The sequence below is a fragment of the Desulfatiglans anilini DSM 4660 genome (assembly GCF_000422285.1).
GTDB classification, from domain to species: Bacteria; Desulfobacterota; DSM-4660; order Desulfatiglandales; family Desulfatiglandaceae; genus Desulfatiglans; species Desulfatiglans anilini.
The window spans coordinates 19,933-36,297 of the sequence record NZ_AULM01000018.1 but is presented as its reverse complement, the minus strand read 5'-3'; the positions used below and the strand labels follow the sequence as shown (position 1 = coordinate 36,297).

14 protein-coding genes are annotated in these 16,365 nt (G+C 61.5%); 4 read left to right on the top strand and 10 right to left on the bottom strand.

The features are described 5' to 3' along the window. Positions 1–229 precede the first annotated feature (229 nt). Entirely contained in the window at positions 230–1,477 is a 1,248-nt protein-coding gene (locus H567_RS0113045) for a M24 family metallopeptidase (protein ID WP_051184823.1), read from the top strand. 123 nt (positions 1,478–1,600) lie between these two features. Here the strand turns inward: H567_RS0113045 and H567_RS0113040 are convergent, their stop codons facing one another. The 10 genes from H567_RS0113040 to H567_RS28585 all read right to left on the bottom strand — a co-directional run bounded on the left by H567_RS0113040 (position 1,601) and on the right by H567_RS28585 (position 13,066). Continuing rightward, positions 1,601–3,475, bottom strand: a complete 1,875-nt coding sequence (locus H567_RS0113040) for a hypothetical protein (RefSeq protein WP_153306184.1) — start codon at positions 3,473–3,475, stop codon at positions 1,601–1,603. Further along, the gene (locus tag H567_RS0113035) at positions 3,466–5,406 is read right to left on the bottom strand and encodes a hypothetical protein (protein WP_028321734.1); all 1,941 of its coding nucleotides are present in this window, start codon (positions 5,404–5,406) and stop codon (positions 3,466–3,468) included. Before H567_RS0113035 ends, H567_RS0113040 begins: the two co-directional genes overlap by 10 nt. Next, entirely contained in the window at positions 5,403–5,732 is a 330-nt protein-coding gene (locus tag H567_RS0113030; RefSeq protein WP_028321733.1) for a MerR family transcriptional regulator, read from the bottom strand. Before H567_RS0113030 ends, H567_RS0113035 begins: the two co-directional genes overlap by 4 nt. 4 nt (positions 5,733–5,736) lie before the next feature. Then, positions 5,737–8,151 (bottom strand): phenylalanine--tRNA ligase subunit beta, encoded by a 2,415-nt coding sequence (pheT, locus tag H567_RS0113025; RefSeq protein WP_028321732.1) that lies wholly within the window; start codon positions 8,149–8,151, stop codon positions 5,737–5,739. A 58-nt stretch (positions 8,152–8,209) separates the two neighbouring features. After that, positions 8,210–9,217: a phenylalanine--tRNA ligase subunit alpha gene (gene pheS, locus H567_RS0113020; protein WP_028321731.1), complete on the bottom strand. Its 1,008-nt coding sequence runs from the start codon at positions 9,215–9,217 to the stop codon at positions 8,210–8,212. Positions 9,218–9,241: 24 nt separating this feature from the next. Further along, positions 9,242–9,586 carry a 50S ribosomal protein L20 gene (gene rplT, locus H567_RS0113015; protein WP_028321730.1) on the bottom strand — a complete coding sequence of 115 codons (345 nt, stop codon included), beginning with the start codon at positions 9,584–9,586 and terminating at the stop codon, positions 9,242–9,244. 116 nt (positions 9,587–9,702) lie between these two features. Continuing rightward, positions 9,703–9,900, bottom strand: a complete 198-nt coding sequence (gene rpmI / locus H567_RS0113010) for a 50S ribosomal protein L35 (RefSeq protein WP_028321729.1) — start codon at positions 9,898–9,900, stop codon at positions 9,703–9,705. Between the two features lie 393 nt (positions 9,901–10,293). Next, positions 10,294–10,812 (bottom strand): translation initiation factor IF-3, encoded by a 519-nt coding sequence (gene infC, locus H567_RS0113000; RefSeq protein WP_035254387.1) that lies wholly within the window; start codon positions 10,810–10,812, stop codon positions 10,294–10,296. Positions 10,813–10,817: 5 nt separating this feature from the next. Then, the gene (thrS, locus tag H567_RS0112995; protein ID WP_028321727.1) at positions 10,818–12,734 is read right to left on the bottom strand and encodes a threonine--tRNA ligase; all 1,917 of its coding nucleotides are present in this window, start codon (positions 12,732–12,734) and stop codon (positions 10,818–10,820) included. A gap of 83 nt (positions 12,735–12,817) precedes the next feature. Next, a complete protein-coding gene (locus tag H567_RS28585; protein WP_153306183.1) occupies positions 12,818–13,066 on the bottom strand; it encodes a hypothetical protein in 249 nt (82 codons plus the stop codon). Between the two features lie 189 nt (positions 13,067–13,255). On the opposite strand from H567_RS28585, the gene H567_RS27255 reads away from it, so the two are divergent. The 3 genes from H567_RS27255 to H567_RS0112970 all read left to right on the top strand — a co-directional run bounded on the left by H567_RS27255 (position 13,256) and on the right by H567_RS0112970 (position 16,304). Continuing rightward, a complete protein-coding gene (locus H567_RS27255; protein WP_084517273.1) occupies positions 13,256–14,332 on the top strand; it encodes a helix-turn-helix transcriptional regulator in 1,077 nt (358 codons plus the stop codon). A 390-nt stretch (positions 14,333–14,722) separates the two neighbouring features. Then, on the top strand, positions 14,723–15,139 hold the full coding sequence (gene rnk / locus H567_RS0112975) for a nucleoside diphosphate kinase regulator (RefSeq protein WP_028321725.1): 417 nt from the start codon (positions 14,723–14,725) through the stop codon (positions 15,137–15,139). A gap of 112 nt (positions 15,140–15,251) precedes the next feature. Further along, on the top strand, positions 15,252–16,304 hold the full coding sequence (locus H567_RS0112970; RefSeq protein ID WP_028321724.1) for a rod shape-determining protein: 1,053 nt from the start codon (positions 15,252–15,254) through the stop codon (positions 16,302–16,304). The last annotated feature ends 61 nt before the right edge of the window (positions 16,305–16,365 follow it).

Genomic DNA, 16,365 nt, shown 5'->3' with positions numbered 1-16,365 from the left:
TTGAACTGTAGAACAGCGTCTGTCCGGAAGTAAAACTTTGCAAAGGCAATAGCTTCCAGGCCGGAAACGAGGATTCTTAGCTGGTATCCATCCGGAAATGATTTCCCGGTAGAACCCAGTTTCCAATCCGGAAATGAGGATTTTTGGCCAATAACTAGGATAGAGCTTGGCCCCTCAGTGCGCCGCCTGCGGCGTGGAACCCAAAAAAACAGATTTTTAAGTCAGAAAAATGAATTTTTCCGAAGGCACATCGAATCGTTCCGAAAATATATCGCCGTCTTCCGTATTTCCGATCCCCGCCGACGAGATCTTCGCCCGCATCCGGAAAATCCAGGCCAAACTCGCTGGTGCCCATCTCGACGGACTGCTTGTGGTGCAAAGAGCCGATCTGTTCTACTTCACAGGCACCGCCCAAAACGGCGTGCTCTTCGTCCCCGTCGGGGGAGACCCCCTCCTCATGGTCAAACGCTACCTGCCGCGCGCCAGGCAGGAATCAGCCATCCGCCGGATCGTGCCGCTGCCTTCGGTCAAGAACATTCCGGACCTCATTGCCGCCCACACGCAGCCCTACCCTGCCAAGATGGGCATGGAACTCGACGTCATGCCCGTCAACGAGTTCCGCTTCTACCGGGGATTGCTCGGCTGCAGGGAATGCCTGGACGCCTCGCCGTTGATCCTCGAAACCCGCATGATCAAATCGGCCTGGGAGATGGACCGGATAAGCGATGCGGCCGACCTCTCCTATCGATGCTTCCAATTCATGCAGGCCCATCTGCGCCCCGGCCTGTCGGAGATCGCTTTTGCCAGCATGGTCGAGGGCTATGCGCGGGAACTCGGGCACGCTGGCAAACTCCGGGTCCGCGACTATCAGACGGAGGGGTATTCCTGGCACATCCTCAGCGGGCCGAACGGCGGCAAGTTGGGCCTGCTCGACTCCCCCATGAGCGGCGAAGGCTCTTCGCCCGCCTTTCCCTGCGGGGCCGGCCCCCGGAAGATTCAGCCGCACGATCCGATCATGGCCGATCTGAGCTACGTCCTGAACGGTTACCATTTCGACGAAACACGCATGCTCGTCCTGGGCGACATGCCTTACAAGGCGCGCGAGGCGTACAAGGCGATCACGGAGGTCCATGACTGCGTCCTCGATGCCGTTCGCCCCGGTGTCAGCATGAATGAGCTTTTCGACTGCGCCAGCCGGAAGGCCTCCGCGCTCGGTTATGAAGACGCCTTTCTCGGACCGCCCGGCGAAAAGGTGCGTTTCATCGGCCACGGGATCGGAGTCGAACTGATCGAGCCGCCCATCATCGCCCTTGGCAAACAAGAGGTCCTGCAGGAGGGCATGGTATTCGCGCTGGAGCCCAAACTCAACTTCCAGGATGCCTTCGCCGCGGGCATCGAGAGCGTCTTCCAGGTCACCGCCGAAGGCCACCGTCTGATGAGCCGGACACCGCGCGATATTCTCACCTGTCCCCTCTAGCGGCCAAGCAGGCGCCGGACAACAATCGGAGCCCGGCCGGACCCCGTTCTTCCGATGCAAGGCCCCGAACCACTCAGGCATGCCACCCGCTTGGCAGGCCCTGCGGGGCTCACCGGTCAGCCCTCACCGGCCGTCCTCTTCACTTGAACCGGAGGGGTTTGTCGGGGCCAGGAGGTCCTGCCCACAGCCGAGCGCCCTCAGGCGGATCCCGCCCCATTCCTCGGGCGGGTTCATAAGGGCTTCGATCTCCCGCAGGTCAAGCAGGCGGAAGCGCTTGAGCGCGGGCTCGGAGACCTTCGTCAAAACGGTGTCGATGGTCGGGTCCGCCTCCACCCCCAAGCCCGCCGAGACGCGGTTCAGATGGCATGCCTCGCAGGGCCGGCCGACCGGCCCGACCGTGTGCGGGACGTAGGGCATGAACGCCCATCCTCTGCCCGACCCGTCCCCTCTTCGTGGAATGACACTGTCAAGCTGCACATTCCCGCTTCGATCCACATAACTCACCAGGTACTGATGGCGCGGCCGCATCACGCAGATGCGCCCCTCGTGATCCACGCCCAGGGGCAGCCATTCCCATCGTCTGAAACGCCACCCCGTCAACCAGATCCCAGGGCGGACCCGCCCGCTCAGCCGGTCGAGGGATTCCGGATGAGTCGTTCCGCCCCGCTGTGCGAGGTGGGCCTCCAGCACGTCCTGCAGATCCGGATCTCCCTGTGCCGTCAGCCTGCGCCAGTCCTCTCCGGAAAGGAGATCCAGCCGAACCACGCTCAAGCCGTAGTCCTGAAAAGACCACTGCGCATGGCACGCACTGCAACGCACCCGCCGGTGCCCCGAAACTTCGTGGGCAGGCACCGTTCGGTCGAACAGGGGAAGATTTCGTCTGCCGCCTCCTCCCTTGCTGTTGAAGACGCTGCGTTTATCCGGTTCCGCCGTTCCTTGGTTTTCATGGGCAGGAGTCGCTCGATCCTCCTTCTCATGAATGCCCCCCGAAACCTCGAACCGCTTTACGCCCGCTGGGATGTCACCCCGGGTTGCGGCCTTCTCCCAGCCGCCGTGGCAGTCCTCACACCCGCGGCCGGGAGACACCCTTTGAGAGGCATAGACTCCGCCGTCGCCCATGACTTCCCCGCTCCCGTGACAATCCACACAGAGCATCCCTCTTTCGGCATGCACATCCTTCGCAAGTTGATGATATCCCGGCTCGGCAGGATTCACCGCCAACGGCTCGCCAAAGCCATGCGGCCGGTAGACCCGGCTCAGATCCCGCTCGAAAAGCCCCTCGTAATCCGCCCCTGTATGATTGCGTCGATGACAGCGCAGACACCTCTCGTTTGGGATCGGGCGCTCGAAGACGTGTCTGGCTGCATATCCTGTACGACCGCGGTCCAGGACAGGGTCATTTCCTTTGTACCGTCCGGAGGCGTCATGAGGGACATGGCACGCGGCGCAGCCCGTTCCGCGGTGCAGGCCGTAGCCCGAAGGCCCCTGTGTGCCGATATGACAGCCGAGGCAGCGCCGGCGCAGAAAATCATCTACCAGAACGGACTGGTCATCGCCTCCGGCGTACCCGCCCTCCTGCGGCTCGGGGATCGGCCGGAGGCCCCCTCCCATGCCGTAAACCGGCGGTTCGGCGGCACTCTGCGCGCCCCAGAGAAAGCGGGTCTGGTTGATGATCCCGGCGAGGGTCCCGTGCAGCGATTGCCGCAGCCGCGCGATCTCCTCCCGGTGGCATCCCCCGCAGGAAGCATCGGCATGGGACGGGTCGGACGGATTGCGGATCACGGCCTCGTGGGAGGCAAGCGGGGCGGCCGCACGGTCCTCCGCATGCAGATGGCAAACGCCGCACTCGAAGTCGTGGCGCTCGTCGAGCCGTTCGATCCCGGAATGGCATTCAAGGCAGCGGCGAAAGCCGTCCGGGGCGCCGACGGCCCCCTTGGCCGCAGCGGGGATGCAGAAAACCACCGCCACAGCCAGCCGCAGAACCAAAGCTACCTGCATGCTCGGCCCCCCGGAGCCCCGCCTCTGCACGGCAGCCCTTCCTCCCGGCCGAAGCGCTCCTTCGACTGCTTGAAATCGCCGTAAATCGGGTCCTCGTAGGTCCGATGGCAGCCTAAACAAAGGCCGACCGCGAGGATGCGCTCCAGTTCCACGCCGTTGAAAGGCCGCGTGCCGCCCCGATAGGGTGCGGCATCCGCGCCCCCAAGGGTCGTAAACCCGTCGAGCGGGAGCGGGGCTGTCAAAGAGCCCGGACCGCCGCCGGATATCGCCCTGAAGGCCCATCGCCCCTCCCGCCGGTAGATCACCCCCTCCCCCAGGCCCAGGGCCTTCGGGTCCGCGTGGCACGCAATGCAGTCGCGCGCCGCCGCGGCGGTCGTATGCGGATCGAAGCCGCTCAGACTCAGGCTCCGCAAATACCCGGCCTCTTCCCCTTCCGCACGCGGACCGAACAAGGCGAACACCTGGCACGGCGTTGCGGGGTAGATGCGTCCGGAATCCTTCACGACTCCGAGAGTCGGTTTGGAGAACCGCATGTAGGACCGGCTCTCGTACCAACCGCCGTCGCTCTCCTTCCCCGTCAGCCAATCCCTCTGGCGTTCGGAGGGGATGTATTCGAGGTGGCAGCCGTAGCACTGCGGCATCCAGGCGCTGTGGCAGGCCTGGCAGGAGAGCCTTTCGTGGCCCTTCAGCGTGTGGTAGGCCTTCCTGTCTTCAAAGGCCTTCATCTCCACCGGCACGCCATCCATCTTGCGATACAGGACCTGCCGCCCGTCCCCGGCCTGGAGGTTATAAAGCGGGCTCCCCCGCGCGGTCAGCCCGATGCGCCGCCCCTCGAACGAAGGCACCCGGCGGTTCAAATCGAGGAGCCGCCGCGCCAGGTCATCCGAGGCGGCGCCATCGATCAGGTTCGGGCGATGGCAGTCCCGGCAGGAGATGTCCACCTGGTCCCGCATCCGGTCGTAGATCTTTCCGTCCCCCATCAGCCCCGCCGCGGTGTGGCAGTCGATGCAGACCATCCCTGCCTTGCTCAGATGAATGTCCGGAGCCGTCTCCATGAAGTACCGCCCGCCGGACAGGGTGCGGCTGCCGAGGCGCCCCCCTTGGTGCGGGGTGCCGTAGCCCTCCGACTCGAATCGTCCGGCGTAGGACAATCCGATCCGAGCTGAACGGTTGTGGCACTTGATGCAGTTCTCGCTCGGAATCCGCGTGGTGATGGAAGGGTGCTCATACTTACCCTCCGCCGATTCGAGGCGGACCCTCGCGGCATCCCGGACATGGCAGTCGCTGCAGCCGCCGCCCCGCAGCCCGGCTTCACCCGGCCGGTCCCATTTCGGCTTCCAGAGATGACAGCCGGCGCACATCTTCCGGTAGTGGTCGACTGCCAGATTCGGGGCGGCGCCGGCCTCCATCAGGTCCGGAACAGAAAGGCCGTCCACAGGATTGCCGAGCATCGCACTCGTCGGCAGGGCCGGCACGGCTTCGCCCGTCTTCAGCCAGTGGGATTGAATGGTCTTCAGGATCCCCCGGTTCGTAGCCATCAGGCTGTTCTGCACCCTGAGGGCGATGTCCCCATGGCATTTCTCCCTTCCGCAGGTCTTCGGGACCACCGAAAGATCGCCGGGATTCCGCACCATGGTGAAGTGGGCCCGGTCTTTGTCAAGCGCATAGGGATTGCCGAGATGGCAGACCGCACATCCAAAAGCGGCCGGTGGGTGGGAGGGGTCCGGATCCGTCACTTCGCCGTGGCAGCTCATGCAGCCGTCAGGCCCTGTGACGCGGCTCGCTTCCTTCGCAAAGCCTTTCCAGATGATGATCGCAAACAGGGTTAAAACGAGGGGCGTCCAGGCGGTGCGCCAAAGACGGCTGCCGCCTTGGAGGGGCCGGGCCGGTGCGCGGGAGCTGCCGCCGGCCGCGTTGGACGGGTCATTCATGTGCTGAGGATTTTGATGATCAGACGAAGCTCCTCCTGAAGCTCGGCGAGGAAGCCCTCGTCAAGGGCCTTCGGAGGGCGGGGGCCCTCGACCAGCCGCTTGCGGGCCCCTTCTATGGTGAGCTTGTCTTCGTAGAGCAGCTTCTTGATCTCGAGCAGGACCTCGAGATCCTTTCTTTGATAGGTCCTTTGTCTGGAGTCGGCCCGCCGGGGCCGAAGCTGCGGGAATTCACCCTCCCAATAGCGCAGGACGTGAGGCTCCACACCGATGATACGACTGGCTTCGCCGATGCGAAAATAGCGCTTATCATCAGGGATCAGCTCCATCCCGCTAGCCCTCCTTGAGTCTTCCCCCCGTCCCCTGGCCGATGGCCGCAATCACCTTTTCGTGCAAGGCATTCACGGCGGCGCCGTCCAGCGTCTTCTTACCGGAGCGGTAGCAGACCCTGACAGCCAGGGCCTTCTTGCCGGGCGGCATCTTCTCCCCCTCGTACAGGTCGAAGATCCTGACGGACTCGACCCATTTTCCCCCGGATGCGCGAATGATGTCAAGCACCCGTGCACTCTCCACATCGGAGTCGAAGATCATCGAGATGTCCCGGTAGACAGCCGGGAACTTGGCGAGCGGCTGAAAGAGCCGGCGGCGGTCCGCCTGCCTCGCAAGGGCCTCCGCATCCAGATCGAAGCAATAGGCCACTTCACGTTCGATGTCCAGCGCCGCCATGGCGCGTTTGTCCACCTTGCCAACGACCCCAAGCCTGTCTTCGCCGCAGGTGACGACAGCGCAGACCCGGGGGTCGAACCCTGGAAAGGCATCATCCGCACGGTCGAAGCGGCAGGACCCCAGCCCGAACCCGCGCAAAAACGCCTCCAGCACGCCCTTGATGTCATAAAAATCGACGGGCGTCTCCTCGCCGTACCAGGTCTTTTCGTGGAGCGGCCCCGTCATGACGGCAGCCAACCGCAGACGCTCGAGCGGCAGAGGCTCGCCTTCCCTGGCGGTAAAGACCTTGCCCCACTCAAAGAGCCGGAGCCCTCTTTCCTGCTGAAAGACATTGGTTTGAACGGCGCCCAGCAGCCCGGGGATCAGGGAGGTCCTCAAAACCGACTGCTCGGTTGTCAGGGGGTTGAGAAGCGGAACAAAGGCCCTGAGCGGGCTGTCTGCCGAAGCGCCCAGCAGGTCGGCCGAGGTCGGCGCCACAAAACTGTAGGTGATGACTTCGCTGAAGCCGAGCCCGATCATGATGCGGCGCACCTCGGCCCCCAGAGGCATCTCCGGGGCATCGCGCTCCGCGGAGGGGCGGACATGGGGAACGGTCACCGGGATCCGGTCATAGCCGTCGGCGCGCGCCACCTCCTCCATCAGGTCGACCTCCCTTGAGATATCCACGCGGAAGGCCGGCGGCAGCACACGCAAACGGTCACCGTCCATCGTCTCGACCCGCATCTCCAGGTTCCGGAGATAACGTGCCATACTCTCGCCCGACAGCGCCGAGCCTAAAAACCGGTTGGTCCGTTCCACCCGCAGCACGATCTCGGGGGCCTGGTAAGGCCGGGGGTAGACGTCCAGGGATCCGGATGCCATTTCGCCTCCGCCGAGGTCTTTCATGAGCCCCAGGGCACGCCAGAGCGCATCGGGGGCGCCTTCGATATCCGTCCCCCGCTCGAAGCGGTAAGATGCCTCGGTCGACAGCCCCAGGAACTTGGACCCGCGCCGGATGGTGACCGGATCGAAGCAGGCGCTTTCGATGAGGACGTCCTGCGTCTCGGAGACGATTTCAGAATTCAGTCCGCCCATGATGCCCGCGATGGCCACCGGCCCGTCTCCGTCGCAGATCATCAGCGTCTCCCCGCTCAGCGTGCGGGATTCGCCGTCGAGCGTAACGAAGCGCTCCCCCTCCAGGCTTCGCCGGACGACGATGCGGCGGCCGCCGAGCCTGTGGTAATCGAAGGCGTGCAGGGGCTGCCCCATCTCGAGCAGAACATAATTGGTCACATCGACGACGTTGTTGATGGCGCGCATTCCGCAAAGCAACAGCCGATAGCGCATCCAGAAAGGCGACTTGCAGACAGCCACCCCCCGGATCATCCCGGCGACGTACCGTGGGCAGCCTATCGCGTCCTGCACCTCAACCTGCGCCAGGGACTCGATCCCCGGGCCTTTGCCGCCTGCACGCAGCACGGGTTTCCGAACCGTAGTCCCCAGGGCGGCCGCGATCTCGCGGGCGATTCCAATGATGCAGGCGCAGTCCGGACGATTCGGCGTGATGCTGATATCCAGAACATGATCGACGATCGGCACGACATCGATCAACCGGCTGCCAGGCTTACAGGGATCCAGTTCCATGATCCCGGTGTGGTCTTCCGTCAGGCCCAGTTCGTCCTCGGCCAGCAGCACGCCCTCCGACAGTTCGCCGCGGATCTTGCCCGCCTTGATCTTCATACCGCCCGGCAGTCGAACACCCGGCAAGGCCACGGGCGCAAACACGCCCTCGGCTGCATTCGGGGCGCCACAGACGATGTGCAGCTCACGGCCCCCCACGTCCACCCGGCAAAGGGAGAGCCGGTCCGCTCCTGGATGCGGCCAGACGGCAAGGATGCGCCCGACGACGATTTCGTCCAGTCCTGCGCCGTGGGGCTCCAATCCCTCGACCTCCAGGCCGACCATCGTCAGGATTTGGGCCAGCTCTTCGGGGCTCTGAGAGATATCAACGTATTCTTTCAACCAGTTCAGGCTTGCTTTCATTGAATTGACCGATCGTTTCCATGCCTGGGATCTAAGGTAGGACAGGATGGACAGGAAATCAGAACTGCCGCAGAAAACGCGTGTCGTTCCTGAAAAACAGCTGAATGTCGTCTATGCCGTATTTGAGCATCGCGATCCGCTCGATGCCCATTCCGAATGCGAAGCCGCTGTAAACCTCCGGGTCATAGCCGACAAAACCGTACACGTTTGGATCCACCATGCCCGACCCCAGGATCTCCAGCCATCCGGTTTGGGAACACGTGCGGCATCCGGCCCCGCCGCAGATCACGCAGCGGATGTCCACCTCGGCGCTCGGCTCGGTGAAGGGGAAAAAGCTCGGCCGGAAACGCAGCCCGGTGCCGGAGCCGAACATCTGGTGGACAAAGGTGGTCAGCGTGCCCTTCAGGTCCCCGAACGTGACGTCCCGGTCCACGAGCAGGCCTTCCACCTGATGGAACATCGGGGTATGGGTCACATCCGAATCCCGCCGGTACACCTTCCCCGGAGCGATGACGCTGACGGGCGGCGCCTGGCTTTCCATGACCCTGACCTGCATCGGAGAGGTATGGGTCCTCAACACGACGTTGTCGGTCACGTAGAAGGTATCCTGCATGTCCCGCGCCGGGTGGTCCCTGGGGATGTTGAGGGCCTCGAAATTGTAGTAATCGAGCTCCACATTCGGGCCCTTGACCACCCGATATCCCATGCGCGCAAAGATCTGGCAGACCTCTTCGACCACCAGGCTGATGGGGTGATAATGGCCGCACGGCGGCTCCCTTCCCGGCAGGGTGACATCCACGAAACGCTCCGACCCGCCGGCCGACGCTGCAATCGCCTCACGCTTTTCTTCGTAGGCCTGCGTGATACGCTGCTTCAGCTCGTTGGCCAGTTTACCCAGCAAGGGCCGCTCCTCGGGCGCGACCGCACCGAGCCCCTTCATGAGCGCCGTGATCAGGCCCTTTTTACCTAAATAGGCGATCCTGAAGGCCTCGAGGGCCCCTGCATCGGCCGCGCGTGCAAGCGCCTCGCGGGCCTCCTTTTCCAGGACTGGAAGTTTTTCTCTCATCGTGCATCCGGGGGATCGGTTCTCTTATTGAATGGCACCGACCAGGCGCGTGAACCCGGCGGGGTCGTTGACCGCCATGTCGGCAAGCACCTTTCGATCCAGCTCTATCCCGGCCTTCTGCAACCCGCCCATGAGCCGGCTGTAAGAAATACCGTTCTGCCGCGCCGCCGCATTGATCCGCACGATCCAGAGCGAGCGGAACTCCCGTTTCCTGACCTTGCGATCCCTGTATGCATAGGCGCGCGCCCGGTTGACAGCGGCCTTGGCCGTCCGCAGCTGTCTGGACGCCCCGCCGCGGTAGCCTTTTGCGGCCTTGAGGAGCTTGTTTCTTCGTTGTCTGGCCTTGAAGCCTCTTTTTACCCTTGGCATCGTTAACCTCGTTTTCTAAAAAGCAACTTTCCGCCTTCGGCATTTCCGGCAGCTCTCCATGCGCCTTTTATGGACCTCCTCAAAAAAAGGAGGCGGCCGACGAGCCGCCAAACGCCTTAGAGATAAGGCAGAAGCCTCTGCAATTGTTTACGGTTGGTGGCGTCGACCAATGCGGATTTGCGCAGGTTCCTTTTCCGCTTCGTGCTCTTCTTCGTCAGAATATGGCTCGCATAAGCCCTGTTTCTGGCCAGCTTGCCCGTTCCCGTGGTCTTGAAACGCTTGGCAGCGCCACGGTTGGTTTTTATCTTCGGCATTCCGTCATCCTCCATCAAAACATATTGGGTAAAATCACATCTAACGCCGCCTGTCCCGCGGAACCGCCGCGGCCTGGGGCGGAAGCCCCGCGCCGCTCCGGCTTGCAGGCGTGTTCACCGGCCCCGGGAGCGGGCACGAAAATCACTTTGCCCCGCAAAGCTCCTGCTCGGGCTTTCGGGCCAATGACTGAAGAAAAAAGTGCTTCCGGATCGAAACCGCATTCAGGTCCACTCGGAAGCGGGTGCCGCGCCCCAGCATCCAGTCATGTTTGAAACAAGGCTTCAGCCCTGAGACAAATAGAGAACAGCCCCCCCCAGGGTCCCCTCGACCGTCGGACCGGTAAAGGCACCCACTGAGGCCCAGATCGGGCCGCAGGCCCTGTCCGGATGAAGCTACTTTGGAGCGATCACCAGGCACATCCGGTTGCGCGCCTCCCGCTTCGGCTCCTCCTCTACGGTCCCGAACTCGGCGACCGCCTCAGCCACCCGCTTCAGAACCTCGACGCCCGCATCGATGTAGGCCATCTCCCGCCCCCGGAAGGTTACGGTGACCTTGACACGGTTCTTCTTCTCAAGAAACTTGATCAGGTTCTTGACCTTGACATCCAGATCGTGCTCTTCCGTATTGGGCCTGACCTTGATTTCCTTGACCTGAAGGCCACGACTCTTCTTCCGCGTCTCCTGGACCTTCTTGCTGGTCTGATACTTGAACTTCCCGTAGTCCATGATCCGGCACACGGGCGGATCCGAATTGGGTGCCACTTCCACCAGGTCCAGACCTTCTTCCTTGGCCGTTCTGAGCGCGTCCCGCACGGGCAGAATGCCTAACTGGGTGCCGTCGGAAGAAATCAACCTGACGCTCTTGGCAAAGATCCGGTCATTCACCCTTACCTCATCAGCTTGTTTACTTATGGCCGCTACCCCCTTCTTCGAGTTTCATCCTGTACACGTCGAACGAGATCTTCCACCTTCATGAACGGAAGATTCTCACCACTGCGAAGGCGGGGCGTCACCCCTTCCTCTTCGCATTCCTTGTCCCCTATGATCAGCATATAGGGGATCTTTTCCATCTGGGCTTCTCTGATCTTGAAGCCCAGTTTCTCGTTCCTGAAATCCCCTTTCGCACGCACCCCGGCGGCGTTCAAACCGCTGAGGACAGCCTCCGCATAGGGGGTGTTCCTGTCGGTCACTGTCAATACGACGGCCTGAACCGGAGCAAGCCACACCGGGAATGCGCCGGCGTAGTGTTCGATCAGAATACCGATGAACCGTTCGATGGCGCCGAGAATCACACGATGGATCATCACCGGACGCTTGCGCTGTCCATCCTGATCGATATAAACCAAATCGAACCTTTCAGGCAATGTAAAATCACACTGGATCGTGGCACACTGCCATTTTCTTCCCAGGGCGTCCTTCAGTTTGACATCGATCTTGGGGCCGTAAAAGGCGCCGTCCCCCTCGTTGATCTCATATGGCAGGCCGTTGTCGTCCATGGCCCGCTTGAGGGCGTTCGTCGCCAATTCCCAATCCTCGTCGCTGCCGATGGATTTTTCAGGCCGCGTGCTGATTTCGAGCTCGTATTCGAACCCGAAGATCCCCATCACATCCTTGACGAAAGCCAGGACCCCTTTGATCTCGTCATTCAGTTGATCCGGCATGCAGATGATGTGCGCGTCGTCCTGGGTGAACTCCCTCACCCGCAGGAGTCCGTGCAGCACGCCGGAGCGTTCGTGGCGATGGACGCACCCCAGCTCGAAATAACGCTTCGGCAGTTCGCGGTAGCTTCGAATGCGGGACCGGTAGATGAGCATGTGAGAGAGGCAGTTCATGGGCTTGATCCCATAGGACTGTTCATCCACCGTCGTAAAATACATGTTTTCCCGATAGTTATCGAAGTGCCCGGACTTCTGCCACAGTTCGGTCTTCAGGATCTCCGGCCCTTTGACCATCTCGTACCCGCGCTTCAGGTGCTCCTTGATCTCGAAATCCTCGAGGAGATAGCGAAGCATCATACCCCTCGGATGCCAGACGACGAGCCCTGCCCCGATCTCCTCATAGGTGTTGAACAGTCCGAGCTGCGGTCCAAGCTTGACATGATTGCGTTTCCGGGCCTCTTCGACCCGGCGCAGATACTCCTTGAGCGCCTTGGGGTCGGCGAACGCGGTTCCGTAGATCCGGCTCAACATGGCGCGTTTTTCGTCCCCACGCCAATAAGCCCCGGCCACTTTGATCAACTTGAAGGCCTTGATCATCCCCGTCGAAGGGATATGCGGCCCGCGGCACAGATCCGTGAAATCCCCCTGGGTGTAAAGGGACACACGCTCTTCGCCCAGATCTTCGATCAGTTCGACCTTGTAGGCCTCCCCTTCTCCTCCGAAGAGCCGAATCGCCTCTTCAGCCGACGTCTCCTTGCGCGAAAACGGGAGATCCTCCCGGATGATCTCCTTCATCCGCTCTTCGATGGCCGGCAGGTCCTCTTCCTTGAAGGGCCGCTCGTAATCGAAATCATAGTAGAAACCATCTTCGATCGCGGGCCCGATCGTCACTTTCACGCCGGGGAAAAGGCTCCGCACCGCCATGGCCATCACGTGCGCCGCACTGTGCCGAAGGATGTCGAGACCTTCCTCTGAATTCAGATAGACGGGCGCCACGTCCTCCGCCGAGCCGACGGGGCAGGAAACGTCCCGCAGCACTCCGTCGACCCTGACCGCAACGATCCGCTCCGGGGACTTCACCCCCGAGGCTCGCAGAACCTCTATCGCCGTCCGTCCTTCCTGTTTTTCGGGCGCCTCATCAGCCGGTTTGGATACACTTTCCATACGGTGGCTCATCTGTTCCTTCTGTCCGCATCAGGCCGTCGAGCCCTCACCGGTCAAAAAATACGGGCTATGAAAAGAAAATAAGGCATCGGAGGTCAAAACTGCATCAATCCGTATGCCCCATCATCAATACGAACAATTAAAATATTCTGTCCGAGAACCTCTTCCGCAACACCTCGGTGCACTCTCCTCAACATCCCGCCCGCGCGCGGTTTGCGATCCGCCCCCCAGCCGCCCGCCATGCGCGGTCCTTCGAAGTCAAAAAGGCCTTCCTCTAAAGCGCTCAAGGCATCATTATCGGGGAAAATTTTTATATATATAGAAAATAAGCTAAAGATATGCAAGCAAAAAGTAAACGATCCGCTGCGACACCCCGGGACGGGGCTGCGTTACGGGGCAGGTTCGACCATGCCGCCTTCCCCGATTTTTAGCTTGAAAACCTCCGGCGCCTGTGTTTTATAAACATTATCAAATCAAACATTTAGCAGCGCCTTGAAAACCCTGCTGTCTCCAGCCCGAGGAAAAGCGGCCGGATGCGGGGCCTGCGTAATCCCTGGCAAATTTCCATGCGGCGGGCGCCGGCAGCGACGATCTTCAGGAACGGCCACGCAGCGGGGCATCAGACCCCCGCAAGGCTGAAACAACCATCGACGGGTAAACCGATGCCCCAGCGACCGGATCCTCACGAATCCAAACCCCAAGACCTGACAGCCCAGGATCGAGCGGGGGACCGGCCCTCCCCGGAAGCGGCCCTGCGCGCAAAGACCCGCGAGCTCGAGGAGCGCCTCAAAGAGCTCGACTGCCTCTACGGCATCTCCAGGCTCATAGAGAAAACCGGCGCTTCGATCCGGGAAATACTCGAGGGCGCCGCAGCCATCCTGCCCTCCGCATGGCAGTATCCGGAGATCGCCTGCGCCCGTGTCGCAGTGGATTCGATGACCGCGACATCGAGCCGCTTCAAGGAGACCCCCTGGGTCCAAAGCCAGCCGATCAAGGTCGGCGGCCGCTTTGTCGGCCATGTGGCTGTCTTTTACTGCGAAAAGACGCCCCCGGAGTTCGAGGGCCCTTTCCTGCGCGAAGAACGTAATCTCCTGAACGAGGTGGCCGAGACCCTTGGACGTGTCATCGAGAGGCTCAAAACCGAAGAAACGCTCCGGCATCGTGAAAGAGAACTCGCCGTCAAGAACCAGGAACTCCAGGAGGTCAACACCGCGCTGAAGGTCCTCCTGCGTCAGAGAGAGAAGGATCGGGCCGAACTGGAGGAAAACATCGCAAGAAACATCAAGGAATTGATCTTTCCGTATCTGAATCAGTTCAGATCAGCAGGGCTGTCCGAAGGGCGGGAAGAGGTCCTCGAGTTCATCGAGGAAAGTCTCAAAAACGTCGCTTCGGGATTTCAAAGACGGCTCACGGATATCTGCCTCGGCATCACGCCCACGGAGCTGCGCGTGGCCGAACTCATCCGCCAGGGAAAGACCACAAAGGAAATCGCGGACCTTCTCAACAGTTCGACGCGCGCGGTGGATTTTCACCGGTCCAACCTGCGGCGGAAGCTGCAGCTGAAGGACCGAAAGACCAACCTGCGGTCCTTCCTGATGTCCACCCTCTGAATCGCAGGTTTTGCCTGGTATCTTCCCGTCAATTTTTTGCCGTTTACAGCCGGCCGCCAATCCATCACAATCTTGCCAAGTGGCCTGAGCTTCGTGAAGACCCGGGCGACGGACAGCTTTTTGTTTCGCTTCACCTGCACCGGCGAGAAAACCGTCCGTCCGCCGACCATCGCTTCACGGGGGTGGGCCCTTTGCGTCAGAGGCGGCCGGATCCGTTGTTTCCCGGCCGCCAGGATCCGGAACAGCCTGCCGGGTGGACAGCTGGAGGCGGTTTCCATCCCCTGAATACTGATGAAACGGAACCCGGCCATTTTGACGGCCGCGCGAACACGGGGCCGATATCCCACAGTCGACCGGCGAGTGGAAACCAGCCCCGCAAGGAGACAAACCATGAGCATGAGAACGATCTACATCACCCAGTATGACCTCGAACGTCTGAATCAGCTGATCGATGAGGCCGAGGAATCCATTTCCCAGGACCGGCATTACCTGGAAAAGCTGGAGGAAGAGTTGTCTCATGCTGAAGTCGTCCCGCCGAACCAAATCCCCGACAACGTCGTCACCATGAATTCGAAGGTTTGTCTCGTAGATCAGGAAAACCAGGAGGAAAAGATTCTGACTCTGGTCTTTCCCAAGGATGCGGACATATCGCAGGGCAAGATATCCGTCCTGGCTCCGATCGGCACGGCCATGCTCGGATACAGAACCGGTTCGATTTTTCAATGGGACGTCCCCGCCGGGAAAAAACATTTCAAGGTGTCGAAAATCCTGTATCAGCCGGAGGCGGCCGGGGACTATCATCTTTGAGCAAGCTTGAGTCCCGCCCATTGCATGACACGAGGAACTATCCTTCGAACCTGCTGCGCCGCTCCCGCCCCGGCGGACGCGCCGGCATTTCGCTCCACGAGAAGAATCCGCCATGCCCTCGAAATATTCGCTCGCACTCTCCTCGAACGATCTCGCCATTGACCTTGGGACGACCAACACCTCTGTCTACGTCCAGGGAAAAGGCATCGTCCTCCACGAACCGTCTGTAATCGCCATCTCCCGCAACGGCGGGAGGGATCATAAGGTCCTCGCCGTCGGAAACGCCGCCAAGCAGATGATCGGCCGCACGCCCCAGAAGATTTCGGCCGTCCGTCCTATCCGGGACGGCGTCATCGCCGATTTCGAGATAGTCGAGTCCATGCTCCGGGGCTTCATCGCCCTGATCGACCGCCGCCGGGGGCTTGTCAAACCGAGGGTCGTCATGTCGATCCCGACAGGCATCACACCGGTCGAAAAAAGGGCCGTTCGGGAGACCGCGCTCTCAGCCGGCGCCCGGGAAGTCCACCTGATCGAAGAATCGCTAGCCGCCGCAATGGGGGCCGGGCTGCCTTTCATCGAACCTACGGGGAGCATGATCGTCGATATCGGCGGGGGCCGAACGGAGGTCTCCGTCATTTCGCTCGGCGGAATCGTTCTCAGCCGCTCCATCCGGATCGGCGGAGACAAAATGGACGAGGCGATCCTGCAATACATCAAGAGAAAATACAATTTCCTCATCGGAAGCAGCGCGGCCGAAGCGATCAAACTGGCCATCGGCAATGCCCATCCGTCCGCTTCCCCCCAATCCTTCGAGATCAGGGGAAGGGACCTGGTCAGCGGCATCCCGGGCACGCTGACCATCGATTCGAGCGATGTCCGCGGCGCGCTCTCGGAGGAGATCGGCGCCATCGTCGAGATGGTCCGCGTCACCCTGGAGCGGACCCCTCCCGAGCTCTCGGCGGACCTCATCGAAAGGGGCATCGTTCTGACGGGCGGCGGGGCCCTTCTCAAAGACCTCAACCTGCTTCTGGTAGAAGCGACGGGCCTTCCCGTAATCCTAGCCCCCGACCCCTTTTCGACCGTCATTCTCGGCTGCGGCAAGGTGCTGGACGACCTCGACATCCTCCGCCGCATCGGATACAAGCCCGCACCGGCATCCGCCTGAGTGGCCGTTGACAAAAAGGCTGCTTTTTCGCATCGAACCGACTGCCAGCCATCGCGCAGCC

Bases quoted from the DNA above. Each gene is read 5' to 3' on its own strand.
- rnk (WP_028321725.1), top strand. From the start codon at position 14,723: ATGAGCATGAGAACGATCTACATCACCCAGTATGACCTCGAACGTCTG.
- rpmI (WP_028321729.1), bottom strand. From the start codon at position 9,900: ATGCCGAAGATAAAAACCAACCGTGGCGCTGCCAAGCGTTTCAAGACC.
- H567_RS0113045 (WP_051184823.1), top strand. From the start codon at position 230: ATGAATTTTTCCGAAGGCACATCGAATCGTTCCGAAAATATATCGCCG.
- pheS (WP_028321731.1), bottom strand. From the start codon at position 9,217: ATGAGAGAAAAACTTCCAGTCCTGGAAAAGGAGGCCCGCGAGGCGCTT.
- rplT (WP_028321730.1), bottom strand. From the start codon at position 9,586: ATGCCAAGGGTAAAAAGAGGCTTCAAGGCCAGACAACGAAGAAACAAG.
- H567_RS0113040 (WP_153306184.1), bottom strand. From the start codon at position 3,475: ATGCAGGTAGCTTTGGTTCTGCGGCTGGCTGTGGCGGTGGTTTTCTGC.
- pheT (WP_028321732.1), bottom strand. From the start codon at position 8,151: ATGAAAGCAAGCCTGAACTGGTTGAAAGAATACGTTGATATCTCTCAG.
- H567_RS0113030 (WP_028321733.1), bottom strand. From the start codon at position 5,732: ATGGAGCTGATCCCTGATGATAAGCGCTATTTTCGCATCGGCGAAGCC.
- H567_RS27255 (WP_084517273.1), top strand. From the start codon at position 13,256: ATGCGGGGCCTGCGTAATCCCTGGCAAATTTCCATGCGGCGGGCGCCG.
- H567_RS0113035 (WP_028321734.1), bottom strand. From the start codon at position 5,406: ATGAATGACCCGTCCAACGCGGCCGGCGGCAGCTCCCGCGCACCGGCC.
- thrS (WP_028321727.1), bottom strand. From the start codon at position 12,734: ATGAGCCACCGTATGGAAAGTGTATCCAAACCGGCTGATGAGGCGCCC.
- H567_RS0112970 (WP_028321724.1), top strand. From the start codon at position 15,252: ATGCCCTCGAAATATTCGCTCGCACTCTCCTCGAACGATCTCGCCATT.